At 51.5% G+C, this 26,099-nt stretch carries 16 protein-coding genes; 6 read left to right on the top strand and 10 right to left on the bottom strand.

What is annotated here, in order from left to right:
- Positions 1 to 39: 39 nt before the first annotated feature.
- Positions 40 to 798, bottom strand: coding sequence for a MerR family transcriptional regulator (locus FGI41_RS11210; RefSeq protein WP_139490238.1), 759 nt, complete (start codon positions 796 to 798; stop codon positions 40 to 42).
- 135 nt (positions 799 to 933) lie between these two features.
- On the opposite strand from FGI41_RS11210, the gene FGI41_RS11205 reads away from it, so the two are divergent.
- On the top strand, positions 934 to 1,920 hold the full coding sequence (locus FGI41_RS11205) for a zinc-dependent alcohol dehydrogenase family protein (protein ID WP_139490237.1): 987 nt from the start codon (positions 934 to 936) through the stop codon (positions 1,918 to 1,920).
- 188 nt (positions 1,921 to 2,108) lie between these two features.
- Positions 2,109 to 7,763 (top strand): discoidin domain-containing protein, encoded by a 5,655-nt coding sequence (locus FGI41_RS11200; RefSeq protein WP_176560234.1) that lies wholly within the window; start codon positions 2,109 to 2,111, stop codon positions 7,761 to 7,763.
- 182 nt (positions 7,764 to 7,945) lie between these two features.
- Here the strand turns inward: FGI41_RS11200 and hemL are convergent, their stop codons facing one another.
- The 8 genes from hemL to hemA all read right to left on the bottom strand — a co-directional run bounded on the left by hemL (position 7,946) and on the right by hemA (position 16,761).
- Positions 7,946 to 9,235 carry a glutamate-1-semialdehyde 2,1-aminomutase gene (gene hemL / locus FGI41_RS11195; protein ID WP_139490235.1) on the bottom strand — a complete coding sequence of 430 codons (1,290 nt, stop codon included), beginning with the start codon at positions 9,233 to 9,235 and terminating at the stop codon, positions 7,946 to 7,948.
- 121 nt (positions 9,236 to 9,356) lie between these two features.
- Positions 9,357 to 10,412 carry a siroheme decarboxylase subunit alpha gene (gene ahbA, locus FGI41_RS11190; RefSeq protein ID WP_139490234.1) on the bottom strand — a complete coding sequence of 352 codons (1,056 nt, stop codon included), beginning with the start codon at positions 10,410 to 10,412 and terminating at the stop codon, positions 9,357 to 9,359.
- Position 10,413: 1 nt separating this feature from the next.
- Positions 10,414 to 11,394, bottom strand: coding sequence for a porphobilinogen synthase (gene hemB / locus FGI41_RS11185; RefSeq protein ID WP_139490233.1), 981 nt, complete (start codon positions 11,392 to 11,394; stop codon positions 10,414 to 10,416).
- 14 nt (positions 11,395 to 11,408) lie between these two features.
- Positions 11,409 to 12,923 (bottom strand): uroporphyrinogen-III C-methyltransferase, encoded by a 1,515-nt coding sequence (cobA, locus tag FGI41_RS11180; protein WP_139490232.1) that lies wholly within the window; start codon positions 12,921 to 12,923, stop codon positions 11,409 to 11,411.
- Complete coding sequence (gene hemC, locus FGI41_RS11175; RefSeq protein WP_139490231.1) at positions 12,920 to 13,864, bottom strand: hydroxymethylbilane synthase; 945 nt, start codon at positions 13,862 to 13,864, stop codon at positions 12,920 to 12,922. Before hemC ends, cobA begins: the two co-directional genes overlap by 4 nt.
- Before the next feature lie 5 nt (positions 13,865 to 13,869).
- The gene (locus FGI41_RS11170; protein ID WP_139490230.1) at positions 13,870 to 14,523 is read right to left on the bottom strand and encodes a precorrin-2 dehydrogenase/sirohydrochlorin ferrochelatase family protein; all 654 of its coding nucleotides are present in this window, start codon (positions 14,521 to 14,523) and stop codon (positions 13,870 to 13,872) included.
- A 21-nt stretch (positions 14,524 to 14,544) separates the two neighbouring features.
- Positions 14,545 to 15,363 carry a cytochrome C assembly family protein gene (locus tag FGI41_RS11165; RefSeq protein ID WP_139490229.1) on the bottom strand — a complete coding sequence of 273 codons (819 nt, stop codon included), beginning with the start codon at positions 15,361 to 15,363 and terminating at the stop codon, positions 14,545 to 14,547.
- Positions 15,364 to 15,390: 27 nt separating this feature from the next.
- Complete coding sequence (gene hemA, locus FGI41_RS11160) at positions 15,391 to 16,761, bottom strand: glutamyl-tRNA reductase (RefSeq protein WP_139490228.1); 1,371 nt, start codon at positions 16,759 to 16,761, stop codon at positions 15,391 to 15,393.
- A 328-nt stretch (positions 16,762 to 17,089) separates the two neighbouring features.
- Between hemA and FGI41_RS11155 the strand changes: the two genes are divergently transcribed.
- The 4 genes from FGI41_RS11155 (at position 17,090) to FGI41_RS11140 (ending at position 24,628) form a co-directional block, all read left to right on the top strand.
- Positions 17,090 to 18,028: a DMT family transporter gene (locus FGI41_RS11155; protein ID WP_368656686.1), complete on the top strand. Its 939-nt coding sequence runs from the start codon at positions 17,090 to 17,092 to the stop codon at positions 18,026 to 18,028.
- A 386-nt stretch (positions 18,029 to 18,414) separates the two neighbouring features.
- Positions 18,415 to 19,737, top strand: coding sequence for a TolB family protein (locus FGI41_RS11150; protein ID WP_139490227.1), 1,323 nt, complete (start codon positions 18,415 to 18,417; stop codon positions 19,735 to 19,737).
- Between the two features lie 18 nt (positions 19,738 to 19,755).
- Positions 19,756 to 20,682 (top strand): M23 family metallopeptidase, encoded by a 927-nt coding sequence (locus FGI41_RS11145; RefSeq protein ID WP_139490226.1) that lies wholly within the window; start codon positions 19,756 to 19,758, stop codon positions 20,680 to 20,682.
- Positions 20,683 to 20,848: 166 nt separating this feature from the next.
- The gene (locus FGI41_RS11140; protein WP_139490225.1) at positions 20,849 to 24,628 is read left to right on the top strand and encodes a LamG-like jellyroll fold domain-containing protein; all 3,780 of its coding nucleotides are present in this window, start codon (positions 20,849 to 20,851) and stop codon (positions 24,626 to 24,628) included.
- A gap of 102 nt (positions 24,629 to 24,730) precedes the next feature.
- On the opposite strand, the gene FGI41_RS11135 is transcribed toward FGI41_RS11140, so the two are convergent.
- Entirely contained in the window at positions 24,731 to 26,086 is a 1,356-nt protein-coding gene (locus FGI41_RS11135) for a protein O-GlcNAcase (RefSeq protein WP_139490224.1), read from the bottom strand.
- Between the last annotated feature and the right edge of the window lie 13 nt (positions 26,087 to 26,099).

Here is a 26,099-nt window from a genome sequence, read left to right as displayed (position 1 = left end):
AAGGGAGGGTGGATGATCTAAGCCGTTATCCAGTGCGAATCAAAGCTGATTTTCTGCATAATACGCCATCGCATCCCGCAGGAATTCAGCCAGCTGTGGATGATGCGCGTCATACAGCTTGCGGAAATCCGGGTGATCCACATAGAGCTGGCCAAGACCACTGTAGACCTCCTTTGTCGGTGTATAGAACCGCTTTACCCAGTCAAAATGCTTCTGAATCACCCGCTGCACCTCTGGGGTCTCTGGGCTGTGCCCGCCAATCAAGGCTGTAAGCTCCTTGTTGATCTCTTCGGCAAAGGCTTTGACCTCATCCCAGTCTGGTTTGTTCCAGCTCTTAATGTTGCGGTTGCTTTCTTCGATCAGATCGCTGGCTTCTTTGCCGTAGCGCTCTTTTAGTTCCTGTTCGTATTGCGCTTGCTTCTTCGGGTCGAAGCCTTGGTACATTTCGTCATGTTGCATCGTAGATTCCCCTCTCAGATGATCGATGGTCTTGTCGATGGTGCTCATCAGCTTCTGCAGGCGGGAGACTTGCGTGGCGAGCAGCTTTTTATGTGACTGCAAGGCTTCCAGCTGGTTGAACATATCGCTGGTGAGAAGCTCCTGTATATCGCTTAGTGAAAAATCAAGTTCGCGGAAAAACAAAATCTGCTGAAGCGTGAACAGCTGCTCCTCCTCATAGTAGCGGTAGCCGTTGTCCCCGTAATACGCGGGATGGAGCAGGCCGATCTCGTCGTAGTAGTGCAGAGTACGGACGCTGACACCGGAGAGTTGGGCTAATTCTTTGACCGTATAAGCCATGTGCAAATCACCTCCTAAACGTAGGGTAAGGGGTCACGCGACGTGAGGGTCAATGGGTAGGTCGAAAAATTTTTTTCAGTTGCATGCACACAGAACATACCGATAAGATTTCATATAAAAAGGAGATTTCCTAATTTGCGAGCGAAATGTATTCGATTCCATCAGTTCGGCAGACCACAAGATGTGTTACAAGTGGAGGAAAAAGAAATCAAACCCCCCGGTCGTGGCGAAGTGCTCGTACGCATGACGACCCGACCGATCAATCCATCTGATCTCATCCCAATCACCGGAGCCTATGCCCATCGGATTTCCCTGCCGACGATCCCTGGATATGAAGGGGTTGGTGTCGTGGAAGCAGTAGGCTCACTCGTATCCTCGGAGCTTCTAGGCCAACGCGTTCTTCCACTTCGGGGGGAAGGCACTTGGCAAGAGTATGTCACGACCCAAGCGGATTTTGCCGTTCCCATCCCGCATTCTATTGATGATGATACCGCCGCCCAATTATACATTAATCCAGTCACGGCATGGATTACGTGCACGGATGTACTACGGTTACGAGCTGGTGACATCTTACTCGTCAATGCTTGCGGTTCGGCGATCGGACGGATTTTTGCCCAGTTATCCCGCCTGATTGGGTTTCAGCTGATCGCTGTTACGCGAAGTCATCAACACACCGAAGAACTGCTTGCGCTCGGTGCTTCCTACGTCATTAACACTTCGGAGACTCCCCTGCATGCGACCGTCATGGAGCTGACCCATGGACTTGGAGCAACTGCTGCGATCGATTCCATCGGTGGGGAAGATGGGGCACGGCTGGCTTTTTGTGTCCGACCCAACGGAGTGCTCGTGACGATTGGTCTTTTGTCTGGGATTCCGGTCAATTGGGCGCACGTATCCCAGCAGACCCATGTGAATGTCAAGCTGTTTCATCTCAGGCATTGGAATCAACAGGTGTCCGTGCAGACCTGGCAAGACACCTTCCAGCTCCTGCTGTCCTTCCTGCAAAAGCAAGCCTTACAGTTTCGCGGGTCCGCCATCAAATACGACTTGGTGGATGTACAACAGGCGGTTTGTGCGGCAGAGGACTCGGTTAACAAGGGGAAGATTTTTCTAACCAGCTAGACCTACTAAAAACACCTGCTGCCAATTCGACAGCAGGTGTCTTACTTCATCAAAATCTTATGAATGTTAAGTATGTTAATGTTGAATATTGTAAAAATTTTGATAAATTTCTTGAATAATCCACATTGTACAGATTATAATCAGGCTTGTTGTACTATTTTATTTTAAGGGAGGATAGTAATATGGTCATGTTTAGAAGAGTTTTGGCTGCTTGCTTAGCGGTCATCCTCGCAGGAAGCGGGACTTTTACCCCGATTCCTTTTTGGGGTGCCACTGACGCTGTGGCAGCCGAGAATATTGTCGATTTGGTTCCAGTCATGTCCAGTAATACCGCACCAATCGGAACAATCAAATCCAATACTCAGTATTCCGGCTATGTAGGCGCTGAGTATACGTTGTTTGATGATTCCCTTTCGACGTCTTGGTACACGACTAGGATTGACAGCAGCGTCGGGAGTTGGCTGCAATATCAATTTCCCATCGACGAGCAGGTACAAAAGTACACGATTGCTCCCCCGAATGAGAGCAGCAATGTTATGTATGCACCTGTCTCTTGGGAGCTGCTCGCTTCCAATGACGGCCAGAATTGGACGGTGATCGACGGTCCTGTCAACGCCTCTGGTTGGTCTCCAGGGGTCAGGAAGGAGTTTGTCGTAGACCGCCCCGGCTCTTATCAAACCTACCGCTTACGCTTTACCGGCTCTTCCAACTATAACGGAAACAACTTTATCGGCCTTTCCGAAGTAGAGTTCATCGGTTCCTTCCAACCACGTCTGTTGATCTCAGAACCGTTGATCAGCGAGACCTTCGCCAATAACGGAAGTGTGACCCAGAAGCAGACCGTCACCCTCACCAGTGGTACGTTTTCGACGGATGTGAGTCCAGCAGTCATCGTACATAATGTTCCCGTCGGATTACAACCCTACATCGAGCGTGTCAATAACCGCAAACTGCTCGTCTCCTTCACCGGTCAGGCCCAAGCCGTGGGCACCTCCACTGACTATACCTCTTCCATCACAGTCCCCGCTACCAAAATCATTGGATACGGCACAGCCGTCGCCACAAGCAATGTCACCTCTCCAGCCTTTATCATTTCCGCTTTGGATGCTGATCTAATCCCCCCTATGACTTCCAATACGTTGCCGATCGGATCAGCGAAGTCGAATACTCCTCTAGGTGAATATGTAGGCGATGAGTTTACCGTATTTGACGATAATGTCAACTCCTATTGGTACACCACAAGAATCGATACCTCAGAGGGAAGCTGGCTGGACTACGAATTTCCTGTCGATGAAATCGTAGAGAAATATTCCATCACTCCCCCTGGTGACGGCAACTATGTCTATGCTCCTGCCTCTTGGGAACTCCTTGCAACCCAAGATGGTACCACGTGGAACCGCATTGACGGTCCTGTACAAGCTACTGCGTGGTCGCCCGGTACCAAAAAAGAATTTACTGTAGACACCCCCGGCTCTTATAAAAAATATCGTATACGCTTTACCCACTCTTCCAATTACAACGGGAGTACTTCCATCGCTCTCGCCGAAGCAGAGTTCATCGGCCCATTCCAGCCGCGTCTGTTAATCAACGAGCCGCTGATCAGCGAGACCTTTGCCAACAATGGAACGGTCTCCCGGAAACAGACCGTTACCCTCACCAGTGGTACGTTTTCGACGGATGTGAGTGCAGGTGTCACCGTCAATAACCTGCCCGCTGGATTAACAACCTCCGTTGAGCGCCAGAACGACCGCAAACTGCTTCTCACCTTTTTGGGCAATGCCACATCGGTGGGCAGTTCCAAAGACAGCACGGCCACGGTCACGGTTACCTCTGACAAAATCAAGCGGATTGGTACAGGGCCTGGTGTCACAACCAATCTGATCACCCCATCCTTTACGTTCTCCGTTCTGGATGCAGATTTGACCCCAACCATGACTAGCAATACCCTGCCGATCGGAATCGCCAAAGCCAATGCTTCCTATAACGGCTATGCAAACTATGAATACGCCGTGTTTGACGATAATCCGAACACCTCTTGGTATACCTCGCGTGTCGATAACACAGAAGGAAGCTGGCTGGACTATCAGTTCCCTGCCACGGAAAAAATCCTGAAGTACTCGATCACTCCTCCTGCTGACAGCAATGCCGTCTATGCCCCTGCCTCTTGGGAGCTGCAAGGTACCAATGATGGTACGAATTGGACATTGATAGATGGTCCTGTCCAAGCCACCAACTGGTCTCCCGGCATTAAAAAGGAATTTCAGGTGGATCGTCCCGGTTCTTATCAAAAGTACCGTATCCGTTTTACCGGCTCTTCCAACTATAACGGATACAACTATATCGGTGTCGCTGAAGTGGAACTTATCGGTCCGTTTCAACCACGTCTGTTAATCACCGACCCCGTGGTCAGCGAAACCTACTCCAATGACGGCACCGTGAAGCAGACACAAACGGTGATCCTGACCAGCGGCACATTTGATGCGGATATGCGCACAGGTGTCACCGTGAATAATTTGCCGGAAGGTTTGGAGACCTTCGTCACCCGCACATCCGACCGTAAATTAACGCTTACTTTTACCGGAAAAGCAGCAGCCGTCGGCAATTCCAAAGATAATCTGTCCACAGTCACGGTCGCTGCTGCTAAAATCAAAGGGATTGGTACAGCACCAAGCATCACGACCAATCTGACCACCCCGGGCTTTATCTTCTCCGCATTGGACGCTGACTTGGTTCCGGCCATGGTCGGTAATACAGCCCCGATTGGCAGGGTCAAAGCCAATGCCTCCTATTCTGGCTATGCGAATGCTGAATACACGGTATTTGACGATAATCCCAACACGTATTGGTTTACGACCCGGATTGATAACACGGAGGGAAGCTGGCTGGATTATGAATTCCCTGTCGATGAGCAGATCGTGAAGTACACCTTCACCCCACCAGCCGACAGCAATTATGTGTATGCCCCTGCCACGTGGGAATTGCTTGGTACCAATGACAACATCAATTGGACATTGGTCGATGGCCCCGTTACTGTCACCGACTGGTCCAGCCGACTCAAAAAAGAGTTTGCGGTAGACAAGCCCGGCTCTTACCAAAAATACCGTATCCGTTTTACAGGTTCCTCTAATTACAGCGGCTCTAATCTGATTGCTCTTGCCGAAGCAGAGCTGATCGGTCCATTCCAGCCGCGGCTGTTGATCAGCGAGCCGTTGATCAGCGAAACCTATGCCAATGATGGCAGCGTCACACAGAAACAGAGAGTCACGCTCACCAGTGGCACGTTTACGACAGACGCGTTTACCGGTGTCACCGTAAATAACCTGCCTTCTGGTTTGCAGACCTTTGTCGAACGTGTGAATGACCGTCAAATGGTTGTCTCCTTCCCAGGTAATGCCAAACCGTTTGGCAGCTCCAAAGACACTTTGTCCACCATCACGGTCAACTATGACAAAATCGTGGGTATCGGTGGTGCTCCAAGCGTCATTACCAATCTGGTCTCACCGAACTTTATGTTCTCTGTCCTCGACGCTGACGCGACGCCAACCATGGTCAGCAACACCAATCCATCCGGTACAGTAAAAGCGAATAAACCGCTTAACGGTTATGCAGGCAGTGAGTACCTCGTCTTTGACAATAACATCAACACGCACTGGTTCACGTCAAGAGTCGACAGCACAGAGGGAAGCTGGCTCGAGTATGCATTGCCGTTCCGTAAAAAGATCGAGAAATATTCTCTGACTCCTCACTCTGGCAACATGGTCTACGCCCCTGTCTCTTGGCAATTGCTTGGAACCAACGACAACATCAACTGGGCTGTCATTGACACCGTAGATAATTACACGGTCTGGAAGTCGGGTGCCAAAGCAGAGTTTGCGATTGATACCCCTGGTTATTATCAAAACTACCGACTGCGCTTCACAGGTTCCTCCAACTATAGCGGCTATAACTACATCGCCCTCGCTGAAATGGAACTCATCAGCGCCGATACACTTCCGATCCTAAAACCGTCCCTGACTATCATCCCAGAATCCAGCGCCAACGACGGCAGTATCACCGTCACCCAAAGTGTCTACCTCACCAATGCCAAGTACGCCGATGATCTCAGCACAGGTGTCACCATCAACAACCTGCCTGCCGGACTTGGATACCAGGTGACTCGCGTAAGCGACACCGAGATTGTGATCCACTTCACCGGACGAGCAGTCGACCACACCAACGTGGATGATGTGGCCAATGCCTCCGTCACCGTCGATCCGGCCAAGCTGGTCAGATCCACGGGAACATTTACAGAGCCAGTCACATCTGATCTCTTTGCCTTTGACTTCAACAACCCTGTCTTCACAGCACAACCACCACACCAAAGATCCCTCGCCTTCGACGGCGTTAACGACAAGCTGATCGCCCAAAACGTCCCGGTCAACCTCGCAACAGGCGGTAAAAACACCGTCGAATTCTGGATCTATTGGGATGGGAAAGCCAACATCATGCCGTTTAGCTGGAATACCCACTACGATCTTGAGTTTATCAATGGATATTTTGGTTTTAACACAGGTCAGGCCAACCTGATCGGCACTTCATCCACGGGCATGGCCAACAAATGGACACATGTCGCAGCGGTGTTTACCAACGGGACGCCAAGCCCAAGCACCGTGGAACTGTATCTCAACGGTCAAAAGCAGAATCTGGCCCATCAGACAGCTTACGTCACCACCAGCGCACGTGCCGCCACCAGTACCGTCCGCATCGGCCACTACTATGGCGGCGATCTCTACAGCTTCCGTGGTAAAATGGCAGACGTCCGCATCTGGAACCATGCCCGCACGCAAAGCCAGATTATCGCCAACATGAACCGCAATGTGAGTGGAAATGAGAACGGTCTGGTCGGATCTTGGAAACTAGATTCTCTGACAACCAAGACCGCTTATGACACTACCCCTGCTAAAAATCATGCCGCAGGATCTGGCTTCACCAATCCAAACATGAATCTGCAAGCCACCGAAATCAAGCCAACCAGTGTCACGATCACATGGGACGAGTTGTTACCTGCTACCAGCTACCTCATCTCTCGTAACGGGCAGACAGTGACAGAGGCAACCTACCGCTCCTTCAGCGATACAGAACTGACTCCAAACACAGCGTACACCTACTCCGTATCTGCCAAAGATACATACGGAGAAAGCCAGCCTCACACCATCACCGTAACCACCCCAGCCACTGAGCAGATGGTAGAGTTCATCACGGCTGAACCGGGCAGTGTCACCGTGGATGTCTACGGTTCCCAGCAGTTGATCGTCACCGCTAAGCTCTCAGACGGCACAATACAAGATGTCACCAAGCAAGCCACCTACACCATCGATCAGACCGACACCGCCACCTTGGACAGCAATGCTGTCGTGAACGCTGTCAGCGAAGGTACAGCGACCATCACGATCAACTATGAAGGCCAAACCACCAGTGTTCCGGTCACGGTCACCTCATCAACATCAGGTGTCACACCACCTCCACCGTCTGTTCCACCAACGGAGCCGTACGTGGAATTCCTCACCACTGACTCTTCTGTCACGCTGGACGTCTATTCGTCCCATCAGCTCCAAGTCACGGCTGTGTACTCAGACGGTTCGTCGGAAGATGTGACGGCAGAGACAAGCTATGCATCTGAAGATACGGATGTGGTCACCGTTGATGGGGCTGGACAACTTACAGCCATCCAAGAAGGTACCAGCTCGATCACCGTCTATTACCAAGGACAGACCGTGTGGATTCCTGTCACCATTTCATCCACTACGATGGTGCCGACCCAGTCGGTCATCACCCCTAAGATGAGGTTTCGCCTAAGATTCTAAGTGGGCTACGTAGTGAGTTCCTACCTGAGATAGTATTGAAATGCAAAAAAGCAGAGCGCATGTCGGCTCTGCTTTTTTTGTGTTTTCCTGCGTCGATGAATATGTCTGCGGAAAGTCGAACCTAGCCGCATCTACCGTACAGGTATCTATCGTATCTATAGCACCTACAGTATTTGCAGTCCCTACAGCGCCTGCATCGCTCTGTAGCTCGCCTCAATCGTAAACTCAATATCTTCATCACTATGCACCGTTGAGACGAACATGCCCTCGAACTGGGACGGTGGGATCATCACGCCTTCTTGGAGCAGGTTGTGGAAGTAACGGTTGAACTTGTCGAGGTCAGAGGTTTTTGCCGTCTCATAGTTCACGACAGGTGTATCGGTGAAGAACAGACAGACCATCGAGCCGACACGGTTGATCGTGTGCGGGATGCCGAGCTTGGTCGCATTGGCCGCGAGACCTTCTGCGAGACGGGCAGAGCGGGCTTCGAGCTGCTCATAGACCCCCGGCTGGCTCAGTTCGGTGAGGGTAACGATCCCAGCTGCCATTGCAAGCGGGTTGCCGGAGAGCGTACCTGCCTGGTAGATCGCGCCTGCTGGAGCGACGTGCTCCATGATCTCACGTTTACCGCCGTATGCACCGACTGGCAGACCGCCACCGATGACTTTTCCCATCGTGGTCAAGTCTGGTGTGATGCCATAGCGCTGTTGTGCGCCGCCAAGTGCGACGCGGAAGCCAGTCATTACCTCGTCGAAGATCAGCAGTGTTCCGTTTTTCGCCGTGATTTCACGCAGTTCTTCCAAGAAGCCCGGCTGCGGTGGCACGACACCCATGTTGCCCGCAACTGGCTCGACGATGACCGCTGCGAGATCGTCGCCATATTTTTCAAAAGCGAGACGCACGCTGTCGATATCGTTGTAAGGAACCGTGATCGTATTGGCTGCGGTGTTGGTAGGTACCCCTGGGCTGTCCGGCAGTGCGAGAGTCGCCACACCGGAGCCTGCTTTGATCAAAAGGCTGTCAGCATGACCGTGGTAGCAGCCTTCGAATTTCATGATTTTGTCGCGCTTGGTGTAGCCGCGTGCCAGTCGGAGTGCGCTCATCGTCGCCTCTGTACCGGAGTTGACCATGCGTACCATCTCGACAGACGGTACGATATCACAGACGAGCTTTGCCATTTCGGTCTCGCGCTCGGTTGGTGCACCGAAGCTGGTGCCAAGTGCAGCGACTTCAGTGATCGCTGCGAGTACTTTTGGATGGGCATGCCCGAGGATCAGTGGACCCCAGGAGCCGATGTAATCGAGATATGTATGTCCATCTACGTCTGTTACTTTGGAGCCTGCGCCTTTTGCCATGAACAGTGGGTTGCCCCCTACGCTCTTGAACGCACGGACCGGACTGTTGACGCCGCCCGGGATATATTCTTTGGCTTCTTGGAACAGTTTGACCGATGTGTCGTTATTGCGACTCATTGTATGTTCACCTCATATCGGAAAAATGCGCCTGTTTGAGGGTAAAGTCAAACAAGCGCTTTTTGTGCATTACGATTAGCTGTGGCGTAGTGCCTCTGCTTGATTCCGGTAATTCGCGTGATTACAGACCCAGCTTCTCAGCGGTCTCTTTTTCCCACTCATAGATTTCTGGAGTGAAGTAGGAGACACGGGTCTTTTTGTATTCCTTGGTGGAGTAGAGCGTGATGCGGTCGGTGATGCCAGTCTCGTCCTCGATCGCTTGGAGGATAGACTCGCACTCTTCCATATCACGGCCATGTACCATAGTGAAGATGTTGTATTTCCAGTCTGGATAGGTCGGACGCAGGTAGCAGTGGCTGACTGCGCGGAACGCACCCATCTGTTGACCGATCTCTTCGACCTTATCTTCCGACACGGCCCATACACCCATACCGTTGGCGCGGAATCCTGCTTTGCGGTGGTTGAGAACCGCAGAGAAACGGCGCATTTGGCCTTTTTCTACGAATTTCTTCGCGTAGCTGAGGAACTCTTCGGTGCTCATGCCGACATTGGCTGCCCATGCGTCGAACGGACGGGAGGTGATGTTTACGTCTTTTTGCAGTTCGAGGATGACTTTGATGTCTTCATCGGTTACACCGTGGGTCATCGCTGCATTGCGCATTTCTTCGGTGTAGTTAGGTGCTGCTTTTTCATTGGCACCGCTCTCGTTTTTCACGTCGAGCTGTACGCCGATTTTGAAGAGCTTGAGGGTCGGCAGGATGCGGATGGATTCCACATCTGCCATTTCGCCCAGCATCTCTACGGTTTTTTCCAAGCCAAAACGGCTGTTCGGAGGTACAGCGATGGTGAACCACAGGTTGAAATCGTGGTTGCGCTTGTAGTTGTGGGTGATCCCTGGGTGGCTGTTAAAAATCTTGATCGCCATCTCGTCCAGCTTCTCAGGCGTGATACGGGCAGCAACGAGGCTGGATTTGTAGCCGAGCGCTTTGGTATCGAAGATCGCGGAGATTTGGCGGATCGCTTCGCCTTTCATTTTTTCGAGGCGGGTAAGTACTTCTTCCTCGGTGGTGCCGATTTGTTCAGCAATCACTTTGAACGGTTCGGCTACGAGTGGAATATCCTTTTGTACCGCGTCCAAAATCTCCTTATCGAGAGCATCCAGCAAATCTACTGACATCTTAGTTCCCTCCATTGAGCCATTTGGCTACATCTTTAGCATGATAGGTAATGATCAGGTCGGCCCCGGCACGCTTGAAGCCTACCATGGTTTCCATCACGATTTCTTTTTCGTTGAGCCAGCCGTTGGCAGCAGCCGCTTTGACCATGGAGTATTCCGCACTGACGTTGTAGGCAACGATCGGTTGGTCAAAATTCTCGCGCAGGCGGGTAATCATATCCATGTAAGCAAGCGCCGGCTTGACCATCAGGAAGTCCGCGCCTTCTTCCACGTCGGAAGCGGCTTCACGCAGACCTTCGCGGGCATTGGACGGGTCCATCTGATAGGTTTTGCGGTCACCGAACTGTGGAGCGGAGTGCGCTGCATCGCGGAACGGGCCGTAGTAAGCAGAAGCATATTTGACCGCATAGGACATGATCGGCACGTTATGGAAGCCTGCCTCATCCAGGGCATGACGGATCGCGATGACGAAGCCGTCCATCATGTTGGATGGTGCGATGATATCAGCACCTGCGCGGGCTTGAGAGACTGCGGTCTGACCCAAGAGAGCGAGTGATTCATCGTTGACCAATTCACCCTCATGCAGGACGCCGCAGTGACCGTGGCTGGTGTATTGGCACAGGCAGGTATCGGCGATGACGACCAGCTGCGGGTATCTTTCTTTGATAAAACGAATCCCTTGCTGCACGATGCCATTCTCGGCATAGGCTTGGGAGCCGCATTCGTCTTTTTCATTCGGCACACCAAACACAAGCAGGGACTCGATGCCGAGCGCGACGATCTCATCCAGTTCTTCTGCGAAGCGGTCGAGCGAGAAATGATAGACGCCCGGCATGGATGGAATCTCTTCTTTTTTATTGGAACCCTCTACAAAAAACAGCGGGTAGATCAAATCTTCTTTGCGGATATAATTCTCACGTACGAGATTGCGCATCGCGGCACTGCTGCGCAGGCGGCGATGACGGTCAAATGGTGTGTACATGCTTGACTTCCTCCCTATTCCACTGTCAGAGCGTCTACTAAGCCCTGGATGGTCGCATCTTTGGCGAGGATGTGTACGGTCAAACCAAGCTCTCTGGCTGTATCTGCCGTGATCGGTCCGATGCAGGCAACCTGTACGCCGTCTAGCAATGTGGCGAGGTCGCGGCCTTGGCCTTGGATCGCCTGTACGAAGTTTTTCACGGTGGATGAGCTGGTGAACGTGATCATATGAATCATTTTGTCTTCGAACAGAGCAATGGTTTCGTCCACATTCTGCGCATCTATAACCGTATCATACGTATCGACTTCCGTCACGTCCAAACCGAGAGTTTGCAGTTCGCGAGGAAGGGTTTCACGGGCGATGTCTGCGCGTGGCAACAGGACGCGTTCGCCGGCTTTCAGCTCGTCACGGACGCTCTCGAGGAGACATTCTGCACGGAATTCACCCGGCAGCACGTTTACGGTGAGACCCTTTTCTTCGAGAGCGGCAGCGGTTTTTGGACCGACTGCTGCCAGCTTGCCGCGCATGGTACGGATATCGACACCCAGCTCGCGGAGGCGTTTGAAGAAGAACTTCACGCCGTTAGGGCTGGTGAACATCACCCAGTCATAGAGGGAAAGCTGTTGCAGGGCTGTATCGAGTGCCGCGAGCTCACGCGGTGTCTCCATGCGGACGAGCGGGAACTCGTACGGCTCCCCGCCCAGCTCAGCGATACGCTCAGAGAGCTCGCTTGCCTGACTGCGGGCACGGGTGACGAGTACGCGTTTGCCGAACAGTGGTTTTTTCTCGAACCATTGCAGCTTCTCACGCAGGCTGACCACTTCGCCCACGACGATGATCGCCGGGTTGGTCAGACCGGATGCTTCGCGTTTTTCCACGATATCTTCCAGTGTACCCACAAGAGTCTCCTGCTCAACCATCGTACCCCAGCGGATCAGGGCGACAGGAGTTTTCGGATCGCGGCCATTTTGGATCAGCTGGTCACGGATGAAGGCCAGATTGCCCACGCCCATGTAAAAGATGATCGTACCAACCGCAGTCGCCAGCTTCTCCCAGTTGATGCTGGACTCGGTCTTCTCAGGACGCTCATGACCGGTCACGATCGCCAAGGAAGAGTTGAAATCACGGTGGGTCACCGGAATCCCTGCATAGGCAGGAGCGGCAATCCCGGATGTGATGCCCGGTACGATCTCGAACTGGATGTCATGCTTGACCAGCTCTTCTGCTTCTTCACCGACACGGCCGAAGATGGACGGGTCTCCCCCTTTGAGACGGCACACGGTCTTGCCTTCGAGCGCCTTGTCCACCAGCACCTGGTTGATCTCTTCCTGTGTCAGCGTGTGACGGTCAGGCAGCTTGCCGCAGTAGATCAATTCTACATCCGGCTTCGCGTGTTGCAGCAGACGCGGACTGGCCAGACGGTCATAGACGATGCAGTCTGCCATCTTGATCGTTTCCAAGCCGCGCAGCGTGATGAGCTTCGGGTCTCCCGGACCTGCCCCTACTAAAAATACCTTCCCTTTGTTCATTGCTGATTCTCCTCCAATACCTTTGCCAGTACCTCATTGGCCCCTTGGTCGAGCAACATCTGCCCGAGCTGTTCGCCCAGTGCGACAGGATCTGTGCCTGTGAGCGTTTCTTTAAACATCTGTAAGCCGTCTGGAGAGCCTACCATACCGGTGATCGTGATGGTTGGGTTCGCCGCATCAGAGGCTTCTTCTACGGTTGCATACGCACCGATTGGCACTTGGCAGCTTCCTTGCATTTTGGCGAGGAACGCACGCTCAGCCGTCACCGCAAGACGTGTCGGCAGATGGTCATAGCGAGAGAGCAAGGCCATCATCTCTTCATCGTCTTCACGGCACTCGATCGAGAGCGCACCTTGACCTACTGCTGGCAAACTGATCTCCACCGGTAAAAATTGCGTGATCGTACCATTCCACTTCACGCGCTCAAGTCCTGCGGCAGCGAGGATGATCGCATCGAAGTTGTCTTCCTTCAGTCGGCGGATACGCGTATCGATATTACCGCGGATCGCCTCGATCTTGAGGTCTGGACGGTAAGCCAAGAGCTGTGCACTGCGGCGCAGACTGCTTGTACCGACGATAGCGCCCTCTGGCAATTCATCCAACGTCTTGCCGTCTTTGCTGATCAGCACATCACGCGGATCGACGCGCTTTGGGATCGCCCCGATCGTCAGCCCTTCTGGAAGTTCGGACGGCATATCTTTTAAGCTATGTACCGCCAAATCGGTTTCTTTATCAAGCAGGGATTGCTCGATTTCTTTGACGAACAGACCTTTTCCGCCCACCTTGGAGAGCGTCACGTCTACGATACGGTCACCCTTGGTCACAATCTCGTGAACTTCAAAGCTAGCGTTTGGGTCCAATTCTTTCAACTGATCAATCACCTGGTTGGTCTGTGTGAGCGCCAACATACTTCTGCGTGAACCAACTTTCCACTGTTTCATCCTGCTTATTGCCTCCCTTGCTCCCCGTCTCCGGACTGGTATCCGGCGATCAGGGCCGCTGCCATCTGGTAGCGTTCTTCTTCTGTCGCATGTACGTAAGTATCGTCTAATAATTTGCGAAAAATCCGTCTGCGCACCTCTGGTTGTACAACATCGGTGAGCACTTGCCTGCGGATCTCAGCGAGAAAGTCAACGTAGCTCTCATAAGCCTCGTCGAACTGCTCTTCTAACTGCTTTCTAAGCTTGCGGGCCAAGCTCGGACTCGCCCCTGATGTAGAGACAGAGATCACCAGCTTGCCGCGCTGAATCGTCGACGGCACGATAAAATTGCACAAGTCCGGACGATCCACGATATTAATCCAGCCCCCTACCGCCTTGACCGCCTCATAGACGGTCAAATTGACCTCAGGTATGTTGGTTGCCGCCACCACCAGGGTGTAATCGCTCACATCCTGATTGGTATAAGGCTCTTGGATCAGCTTGATGACACCTTCCTGCGCCCATTGTATTACGGCTGGCTGTGCCTCTGGTGTGATGACGGTCACATAAGCCCCCGCGTGCAAGAGCGATTCGATCTTTCGCGTCGCTACCTCTCCTCCACCTACGACCAGGCAAGCGCGTCCCGTGAGTTCAAGCATGATCGGGTAATGACTCGGCACTTGTTTCTCCTCACTTTCTGACTACGACCACTTGTGGAATTGGGAGTAAGGGTCTGCCAATAAAAAATTGAGCATCAAAATGGCAAAGGACAGGATGTTCCACCAGGCCACTCTACGTCCATGCCATGCATCTGTGCTCTGTTTATAGAATGAAAAGGAATAGAGCGCCACTACCAACAGAGACGTCCATACCTTGGTGTCCCACCAGAAGCTGTTGGGCAGAACCAGATGCGCCCAGATCGCTCCGAGAATCACCGCAAGCAGAAGCAGCGGCACCCCGAGCATATTGGCCCGGTACGCAAAAAGTTCCATCTTATCCAAGCTCGGCAGGCGCCGCAGAAGCGGTGTCCAGCGCTTTTCCTTCAGCATCTTCTGAGCCAGGAGATACATCCCGGACAGAATCATCGACATTGCAAAAGCCCCATAGCTGAAGATGGCAATCGTAATATGGATGAACACCATATCAGAGATGGTCGCATGCGGTCCGACCGGCGAACCGTCTGAGAGAAACATCGACAGGGTCAACACAGCGAACCCGATTACATTGGCAAAAAACACCAATAAATCAATGCGAAAAAAATAGTTAATCACAAGTGAAAGCGTGACTAACACCCATGAATACAAAAAGAGCGTCTCAAACATCGTGACTATTGGCAAATAAGACTTCTCCAGCGCTTGAGAGACGAAAAACACCGTTTGCATGACCCAAACGCAAGACAGCAACCCGAAAGCCAGTCGATTGGCCTTTGGGTTGCTTTGCAAAAAGTCGTTGAAGTAGAAGAGAACGCTCGCTGCGTAGAGAAAGATCGTCAAATCATAGACCCATCTCATGTCCGCCATGTTCCTCTCCCCTTTGTCTCTATGTGATTAACGAATCGTCTGCTCGCGGGTGGCCAGTCCAGCCTGTTGGCTCTGTTCCTTCGCCTTTTGTTTGGCTGCCATCCACTCTTGTTCTTTTTGCTCACGCTCTAGGATGTCTTCCAGTGCAAAAATCGTTGAAAAGATCTCAAGCACCTCACTGCCGCTCTTTTGAGCCGCAAGCTCCTTGAGGCGGACGATCGGATCATGCAAGAGCTGGTTGATGATTCCGCGCGTATGCTTGCGGATCACGTGTAGCTCGCGGTCGCTTAGGTTAGGCAGCTTGTTTTCGATCTTGTTCATCGCGTCGCTGTGGATGCCCATCGCTTTTTCGCGCAGGGCGGCGATCATCGGTACGACTCCAAGCGTCTGGAACCATTGCGTAAAAGCAACGATCTCTTCGGCAATCATGACTTCGATGCGCTCTGCTTCTTTGGAGCGCTCCGCCACGTTGCTCTGCACGATTCCCTCCAGATCATCGATGTCATACAGATACACGTTTTCCAGATCATGCAACGCCGGGTCCAAGTCACGCGGAACCGCGATGTCGATCATGAAGATCGGACGGTTCTTGCGCTGTTTCATGATTGGCTTGAGCTGTTCTTTGTTGATCACATATCCTTCGGCACCAGTAGAGCTGATGACGATGTCCGCACGGAGCAACGCCTCTGGCAATTGCTCCATGGTACAGGCGCTTCCCTGGAACTTGTCCGCAAGCGTTCGGGCGCGCTCCAGCGTACGGTTGGCTACCTGTACGTGTGCCGCTCCATTGGCATGCAGGTGCTTGGCAGTCAGTTCGCTCATTTTACCAGCGCCCAGGATCAGCACGTTTTTTCCTGCGAAGGAGCCGAAGATCTTTTTGCCCAGCTCAATCGCCGCATAGCTGACAGACACCGCATTCTGACCGATAGAAGTCTCGGTGTGTGCGCGCTTCGCCAAGGTGACAGCCTGACGGAACAGGGTGTTAAATACGGTTCCTGTCGTCTCGTACTGCTGTGCCTGCAGGAATGCATTGCGCACCTGCCCCAGAATCTGTGTCTCCCCCACGACCATGGAATCAAGTCCACAGGTGACGGTGAAGAGGTGGTTGATCATCTCTTCGTTTTCTTTGATATATAGATGCTCGGAGAATACATCCTTGTCCACTCCGAACCACTCAGCCAAGAAATTACGTGTATAAAAACGGCCTGTATGCAACTGGTCACACACGACATAAATCTCGGTGCGGTTGCATGTACCCAAAATGACACACTCGACAATGCTCTTGGTCTGGGAGAGGAGATGCAGAGCCCGCGGTGTGCTGTCGTCGCTGAATGTAAACTTTTCGCGAATTTCGACAGGTGCAGTTTTATAATTGAGCCCAAGTACTAGTAGTTCCATAACCTTCCTCCCAGATTCTATGTTCGTTCTTTAAAAACAACTATTATTATAACATTATGTCCGTGAACGCGCATTTTAAAATGTGAACGATTTATTAAGGTTGATTCAAAAAGAATGATGACGAAATTTGTCAGGTATTCTTCCTACTGTTCCCTAGTTTATCATAAACAAAACGCAAGAAGTGTGACGATAATCACTAAAAAAAGAAACAAACTTTCGGAAAAGGAATTGCCCGCTTCATGAAAGAAGTAACAACAGGTATGGAACCAACCATCCACACATTTACTTAAAAAGAGACATCATACTGTGAAATGGGGAGAAACAATTGTTGAAAAAAGCATTTATGGCTGACCTGATCCTGCTCTTGGTGGTCTTCATCTGGGGAGCTACCTTTGTCGTGGTGCAGAATGCCATCGCTACCCTGCCGCCCAACTCGTTCAACGCGGTCCGGTTCGCCATTGCCGCTGCCTTCTTAGTCGGTGTCTGGTGGCTGTTTTACCGCAAAAACAGTGAGGCCCGCTTCACCCTCCCGCTCGTTGGGGCTGGTGCGTTCCTTGGACTGTGGCTGTTCGGCGGGTATGCATTTCAGACGGTAGGGCTGATGTACACCACATCCTCCAAGGCAGGATTCATCACCGGACTGGCCGTCGTGCTGGTTCCGCTGACGGCTTTCTTCATATTAAAAGATAAAATCAGCTGGCCTGTGCTCGTCGGTGTCGGTGCAGCAGTAGGCGGTCTGTATCTGTTGACATTGGGTGACTCGCTCGCGCTTAACTTAGGCGATATTTTGGTGTTTGGCTGTGCTCTTTGTTTTGCCCTGCAGATCGTCCTGACTGGCAAATACGCTCCGAGGTTCGCATCGCTCCCGTTGGTCATCGTGCAGATTAGCACAGTGGCGGTGCTCAGCTCCCTCTATTCGTTCTTTTTTGAAGAGTGGCAGCTGGCCTTTGACATCGGGGTTCTGACCAGCCCTAATGTGGCGTGGGCGCTGTTCATCTGCTCGATTCCGGCTACCTCGCTTGCTTTTCTGGCGCAGACTACTTTTCAGAAGAACACATCACCGAGTCATGTGGCACTGATTTTTGCGCTGGAGCCTGTGTTTGCTGCTCTGACCGGTTATCTCTGGGCCAATGAAATTCTGACCATCCGCCAGATCTTAGGATGTGTCCTGATCTTCTCCGGCATGATTTTCGCCGAATTGCCTGTGGCCGCTTGGTTCAAAGCCCTGCGCAAAACCCAGGTCAGCCCGGAAGACAAGTTGACGTGACCTGACCTACATTCACACCAATCTGACAAAAATGGGTAAAAAGTACCTCCAGCCAAAAAGCAGGAGGTACTTTTTTGTTCAAGCATAGCAAGGGACAAAAACGTTTTCGGGGTCATCGGTTCAGGTCTTCTGCTGAGACGGATCGGCAGATTCATGCAAACGGTTGCGTGACAGACCCGCCATTCCTCTATGCTTTTCTATGAACACATATCACATTACTATTATTAATAGGAAGATACTCGGTGATTATATAGTTCATTCCCCTAACCAGTTGATAGTTTTCGTATAAACAAAGTATCAAAAATAGGCACAATTGACAAAATGTTATTTTTTCTATTATATTAGCAGTATATTCCATCTCAATTATTCTTTTAGGAGGGATTGCTGTGTTTTCTAAGAAAACGTTTTTGGCTCTGACTGGGTCACTGCTTGCCACCAGTGCCGTTCTTGGCGTGGTCTGGCAGCAAGGCGCTTCTTCGCAGGCGTATGGCAAAGTGATCGCGGATCAACCCGTCACCGTTGTCGCTGATGCGAACGGCGAAACCATTCTCATGACCAAACCAACCCAGAAGCAGATGAATCATTTTGCTGCTATGCTCGACACGCAGCCTGAATTAGCCGGGGACAAAGTAAAAACCGACGCCATCCTCGGCATCGATGCACTCTCTCTGAAAGACGGCGAGAAACAGAACAAATCACTCAAACACAAGGTCATCAAGGTAAAAGGCTCTGAGCATACGCAAGCGTTCAGCTTTGACCTGTACTCGGTTGAGACAGACAGTGGGACTACATACGTGCAAGACAAGGCTACTGCTTACCCATTGCTGATTCCCAATCCAAAACAGAAAGACCTGTTCGTCTTTGAACATAACTATGTGCTTTACCTCTTTAACGCAAAAACACAAGATGTCACCCCAATCGGTGATCTTAGCCAATACACGGAACTCCGTGGACATCTGAACGAGCTGGAGCAAAAGCATAATGCCGATGCGACTCCTGGCGAAGACCACTCCCACGTAGAAATCCGCTGGGCAAGCGTACCTGTCTGGTCTGCTGACGGGAAGAGCATCGCTTACATCACCAACCGTGACCAAGTGGAGAATTCCCCAGCCCACATCTCCCTGTTCGTCTATGATCTGAAATCCGGCGAAGAGACCAAAATTTACGAATCGTCCGGCCACAGCATGTTCAAGCTGGTCGGGTGGTCCAAGGATGGTCAGGTGCTCGTCCAGACCTATGAGAACATGGCTACTCCAGACGAAGGCACAGCACTGGCTGCCATCGATCCTGCTACCAAGGAAGCTGCTACACTGGTGGAAGACTTCGAGTATGCCGGCCAAAGTGACGATCACAAGACCATTCTCTACACCCAAGGAAGCCATGAAGCGATCAAGGTATACGCGCTCGACCTCACAAGCAAAGAGAAGAGCCTCGTCTTCCAAGGCGATGAGAATAACACGCTCCGCTCCTACACCTTCGACTTCTCTGCTGACAACCAACGCATCGTAACCGATCTGACCGACAAGGAATTGGCGCTGAAGGTACTGACCTACGACCTCGCCCAAAAACAAAGCAAAGTACTCGATCTGCCGAAAAACCACGTTCTCTCTGACAATGTGAAATGGGCAGACGACAAGCTGGTTGTGCCTGTCGAAAATCTCAAAGACCTGACATCGCAAACCCTCTTGATGTCAGTCGACGAAGAATAATAGGAAGGAGCGGACAAGATGAAAAAGTTTTGGTCCTCATTCATGGCGCTTGCTTTAACCGTTGTCGCGGGGATTACATCTGTAGGGGCAGCCGATTACTCCGTTGTGTTCGGTAACACCTCCACCGGTGCTGGCACCACACAGCTCGGGAATCCACTTGCCTCCGTGCTGATAGTCACCTCCAAATTCAATCAGCCGCGTAACGTCAACGGAACCAATCCGCACAATGGTACCGACCTTGGCGCGGCTTACGGAACCAACGTCTACGCCCAATGGAACGGCTGGGTTACTTCAGCAAGCCCAAGTGCTTACGAAATGTTCCTGTACTATGATATCAACGGCGACGGTATCAAAAATGACAACGTCTTCGTCAAATACGACCACCTCTCCTCGATCGTCGTATCCAGCGGTGCTGTAACCAAAGGACAGCTGGTTGCCCGTTCCGGAAGCGAAAACGGCGTGTACCCGGCTCACCTGCACTTCGGTCTGCGCAGAGATACCGGTACAGACGGCGTGTCCGACGTATGGATTCGCAACGAGCCGTACTACCGTCACGTAACAGGCTGGGATAACGGGAAAGACCTCGACTTCATCTCTTATTCCACATTTAACAGCAACACCGCAAGCGTCTATGCCTATGCACATGACTCCGCAGGGGAAGAGTCGATCAACTCAGGCGACGTAGTGATCTTCCACCGCAAGCAGGGTACTTCTGCATGGACAGCCACGACTGCAACTAAGAACGGTCACCAGTTCACCGTCAATATGACTGGCCGTTATCCAGCGGGTACCATCATCGAGTGGACAGCACGTGCGAATCGCTCCTCTGTCAAAGGCGTCATCTCGATGTACTGGGGCTTCCACCCACCGAAGTACTACCAACCGGACTATGATCCGAATGCAACGGCGTACAAGTATGATTTCTTCACCAATACCGTGCAATAAGCGAACAGCAAAAGAGCAATGGCTCCAAAGGCTGCCGGACACACTCGGCGGCCTTTTTCTCTTTCATAAATTGTCGAACCATCCTCTTTTTATTCTCAATTCGACATGGTAAGATTTGAGAGAATTATAGACATATTCATAAAAAGAATTAGGAGGGATTTTCATCATGCTATCCATCAGAAAATGGCTTGCTTCTTTTCTGACTGTCCTGCTGGTTGCATCAGCAATTTTCGGGCCTGCTCCTTATGGGGATGTAGAGACAGCCCATGCGGAAGAAGCTTCATTCATCGACCTGGTTCCGAAAATGACGAACTACACGACTCCGATTGGGACTGCTTCTTCTTCCAGCGGGATTTCGTACTACTTATTTGATGACAAAACTGGAACAGGCACATCGTTTACCTACGACAGCACCAAACCGGAAGCAGCTTGGTTCAAGTATGCCTTCCCTGCACAAGAGACGATCTATAAGTATTCCTTTACTCCTTATACCGATGCTTCCGCTCCTCTGACCGCCAAGGAAGGCCCTTCCTCTTGGCAGTTATATGGCTCCAACAATCCTGCCGATGAGAGTGCTTGGGAAAAAATTGGCGGCACCATGACCGCATCCAATTGGGAATATGGGAAAAAGAAAGAATTTGTCCTCGCCCAACCTGTCACCTATCAAGCCTTCAAGGTTATCTTCACTGGTCCTAACGCTTACAACAGCACTAGCAAACTCATTCGTCTTGGTGAAGTAGAGCTGATCGGACCCTACCATCCACAGCTTCTGCTCAGTGCCGACACGATCAATGAAGCCCATGCCAATAACGGCAGTGTCACCGAGACCCAGACGATCACGCTGTCGAGCGGCAGCTTTGTGACAGGAATGACCAGTTCGGACGTAATCGTCAATAATCTGCCGGAGGGCTTGGAGACCACTGTCACAGTCCCAACTGGGAGTACCAACAAATTGAAGCTTGCTTTTACCAAGAATGCCTCTTTTGTAGGGAGTTCTGTAATCAATCATGCTACCATCACCATCCCTCAGAGCAAAATCATCGGACTCGCTTCTGCTGCGGTTCCTTCTGATTTGACGAGCAAACCGTTTACCTTCTCTGTAACCGATAATGATTTGGTGCCCAAAATGACGAATGATACCGAGCCGATTGGCACTGCTTCCGCTTCCGGCGGTCTCTTTTACAAGATCTTTGATGACAGTATCTCGTCCGGCTTGATGTTCACTTACGACCAAACCAAACCGGGCTCCATTTGGTTCCAGTATACGTTCCCTGCACAGGAGACGATTTTTAAATACTCCTTTACCCCATACACCGAGTCTTCCATGCCTTTAACTGCTAAGGAAGCTCCTACCTCCTGGCAACTGTATGGCTCCAATGATCCAGCCAACCCTAACTCCTGGCAGGCGATCGGAGGGAATGTGACTGCTTCCGACTGGACCTTTGGTGTGAAAAAAGAATTCATGCTCGATGAACCTGTCACATATCAAGCTTATAAAGTTGTCTTTACAGGTCCAGGCGGCAACAACACCAATACCATCCGTCTGGGGGAAGTCGAGTTGATCGGGGCGTTCAATCCCCGCCTTCAGCACAGCGCTGAAGTGATCAACGAAACCCATGCCAATAACGGCAGTGTCACCGAAACCCAAGTCATTACACTGACCAGTGGTACATTTGCCTCTGATATCACCAATGCGGATGTGATCGTCAACAATCTGCCAGAAGGCTTAGTATCCAATGCCAAACTGGAGAACGATAACCGTTCCCTACGTATCTCTTTTACCGGAAATGCAGCCAATGTGGGCAGTTCCATCATCGACGATGCCTCTGTTACGGTTAACAAAAACAAAATCATCGGAATCAATTACACCAATCTCACTTCTGACCTGACGACCAAACCTTTCAAATTCTCCGTAAAGGATGCCGATCTGGTGCCGAAAATGACGGGCGATACCACACCGTCTGGAACCGCTTCTGCTTCCCCGAACAGTGGTCTCTTTTACAAGATTTTTGATGATGTCATTTCGTCCGGCTTGATGTTCACGTACGACAGTACCAAACCGGGCTCCATCTGGTTCCAATATACTTTCCCTGCACAGGAAACGATCTTCAAATACACGATGACCCCGTTTTCCGATGTCTCCATGCCTGCGACCACCAAGGAAGCCCCTGCCTCCTGGCAACTGTACGGCTCCAATGAACCAGCCACCCCAAGCTCCTGGCAAGCGATTGGCGGCAATCAGACCGCTTCTGACTGGAAACTTGGTGTGAAAAAAGAATTCATGCTCGACCAGCCTGTCACGTACAAAGCCTATAAGGTTGTCTTCACAGGTCCGGGCGGCAACAACACGAATACCATCCGTCTGGGTGAGGTCGAATTCATCAAAACCAAGCTGTCTCCGATCCTGCAGACTTCTCTTTTGACCGTACCTGAAGCAGACGCCAACGATGGCAGCATCACCACAGTCCAAAACGTCCGTCTCACCAATGCATCCTTCGCCGATGATCTTGGCACAGGTGTCACCGTGCATAACCTTCCAGAAGGTATCGGCTATCAGGTAACACGCATCAGCAATCAGGAGTTTACGGTCTCCTTCACAGGCCAAGCTGTATACCATACCAACAGCAATGACGTGAAGAACGCCTATGTGACGGTCGATCCTGCCAAAATCACCGGTGCCACCACAGCGGTCTCCTCCAACATGTTTGAGATCGATTTTAAAGACCCGGTGATTCCAAAGGAGCCGCCTCATGGAGACTCACTCTATTTTGACGGGGAGGATGACAAGCTTCTGGCTGATAACCTCTCCAGCGATCTAACCGCCAATGCACAGACAACCGTAGAGTTCTGGGTCAAATGGAAGGATCGAAAAAACAAAGCCATGCCATTTAGCTGGAATGGCTATTATGACCTTGAGTTTGTAAATGGCTACTTCGGATTTAATACAGGTGAAAATAATCTACTTGGGATTCCTGTTAACAAAACGTTTGATGATTGGGCGCACGTAGCGGCTGTGTTTACCAACGGACAACTTGGAGCAGACCGCCTGGAACTCTACGTCAATGGTCAAAAACAACAGCTCCAACATTATATCAATCCGGTTATGAGCAACCGTACAGTGACCAAAGGGATCGTCATCGGAAACTTCTCGGATGTGAACCGACCAGACTACGACTTCAAAGGCTGGCTGGCTGATGTACGTGTCTGGAGAGGCGCACGCACCGAAAGCCAGATCATGACCGACCTCGTACACGGATTAAGCGGGAACGAAAACGGATTGATTGGCAACTGGAAACTAAGTGAGCTCTCTACCCAGACCGCCTATGACAATACCTCCTATCAAAATCAAGCCACCGGATATAACTTTGCCGCTTCTGGCTTGAATCCACAGGCAGCCGAAGTGACACCAACTGCTGCTACCCTGACATGGACACCGCATTCCAAGGCGGACAGCTATGCAGTCTACCGCGATGGGCAGGTTATCTATGAAGGAACAGATACCAGCTTCACCGATTCCACTGTAAGTCTTGGCAACGCGTACACGTATTCTGTCTATGCCAAAAACCAGTTTGGGGAAAGTGTGAGAGAATCCATAGACATCGCCGTCTCTGAACCCGAACCAACTGTTGAATTCCTGACCGCCGAACCATCTTCCATCACGCTGGAGGTATACGGTACGCAGCAATTGACCGTAAACGCCACCATGCAGGATGGGACGACCGAAGATGCGACCAGTCAGGCAGTCTACACAAGCGATGACAGCCTGATCGCGACAGTTGGCGCCAACGGCTTGCTGACTGGAGTCAGTGAAGGCAACACCATCATCCAAATCAGCTACGCAGGGCTGACTGTTTATGTCCCTTTATCTGTCGTACCTGTGACATCCCCGGCAGGCGTTGCAACAGATGATACCGATGCCGCCAGCAGTCCGGCAGAACATCCGTAAACACCCCTACACCGTAACATTCTGACAAACCAAAAAAAAACCATGCCCTTCCTCCCTATTCGGAGGCTGGCATGGTTTTTTATTACTTAGACTTAGATAGACTTAAATCCGCTGCTTCTTCACTTCCAAGAGCACCGCTTCGGCAAACAGCTTCATCACGCTGCCACAGACTCGCTCTGGCATGCGGTCTGCTTTTCTCAGCCAGTGCTTTAGCTTCACCAGCTGCATCCCCGCGCTGATCATCCGCCCCTTCCGGCCGGCATCGATCAGCTTGGTCGCCGCCTGCCCCACCTTGGCCCAATAGCTGTACTTCTTGATCCAGGCATGTGTCTCGCGGGCAAGCTTGTGGTTTTTCATCCGGGTCAAGAGATAGGTGGCACTCTCTTCCATCTCCTCGAAGGTCTCCCGGAGCAGAGCCACAGCCACTTCCTGTTGTCCGTGCAGGAACTGAAAGCGGAAATCATGCAGGACATCCATCAGATTGGGCGACTCCAGATCATTGAGGAAGGAGCTTCGCACATTGTCAGCAAACAGCATGAACGGCTCCGCATCCTCGTAGCCCACCACTTCTTCAATCGCTCTGCGGTAGGATTTGTCCGGGTCATAGCCTTCTGGGTCATTGAGATAGTCTGCAATGGTGATCAGCGGGATCTTGGAGCTTTCCACATGCTCCATCGCGTTACAGACATAGCCGTGAGAGTGCAGGTAAAGCTGTGGATCACGGTGCATCAGCGGCCCTAGGTGCAGCTCGTGGATCATCGCCAGATCGTTGACCGGATAGTTATCCCAATAAAGCGGTTGGTGTCCTGTGTATTCGGCAAAACGGATCGCATCCCCGTCGGTCAGGTGCGGCGAACAGACGAAGCGTCCCGTCCAGAAAATCGCGATATCTTTCGGAATGTTTGCGCCAAGATAACTGATGTAAGGCTCGCGCCCGATTCCGTTATACACGGTAGGACAGACGACGAACCGCTCCACCCCGCCGAAGCTCTGCAACAACTCCCACACCTGCACGACGGTCTGCGCATGGGCGTCTGCCACGTGTTCAAAGCGGTTCCGGTCTTTTTCGTGCATCAATTGTTGCGGGATATCGTCAAACAACAGAGTGAAATGACGAACCCCGCGCAGGTACATGAACTTGAACTTCTGCACCACCAAATCCACATGGGCTTCATTGGCGTATTCCATGCTGACCCCAGGGCTTAGGCAATAGTAAAAATGCAGCCCGCACGCCTTGGCCTGCTGGATCAGTGCATCGATGTGCGCCAATTGATCAGCTGGATGCGGTGCTTGCCAATTGTCGCGTAGATATGGATCATCTTTTGGAGAATAAAAATACGCATTGAAGCCGTGGCGTCCCATGAAGTCCAGCATATCCAGACGTTCCTCGTGACTCCATGGCTTGCCATAAAATCCCTCGATTACTCCACGTATCGCAAAAGGCTCTGTCCGTTTCATCTCTCTTCCTCCC

It is taken from the genome of Brevibacillus dissolubilis, assembly GCF_006170445.1.
GTDB lineage: Bacteria > Bacillota > Bacilli > Brevibacillales > Brevibacillaceae > Brevibacillus_B > Brevibacillus_B dissolubilis.
This window is presented reverse-complemented; position numbering and strand designations above follow the sequence as displayed.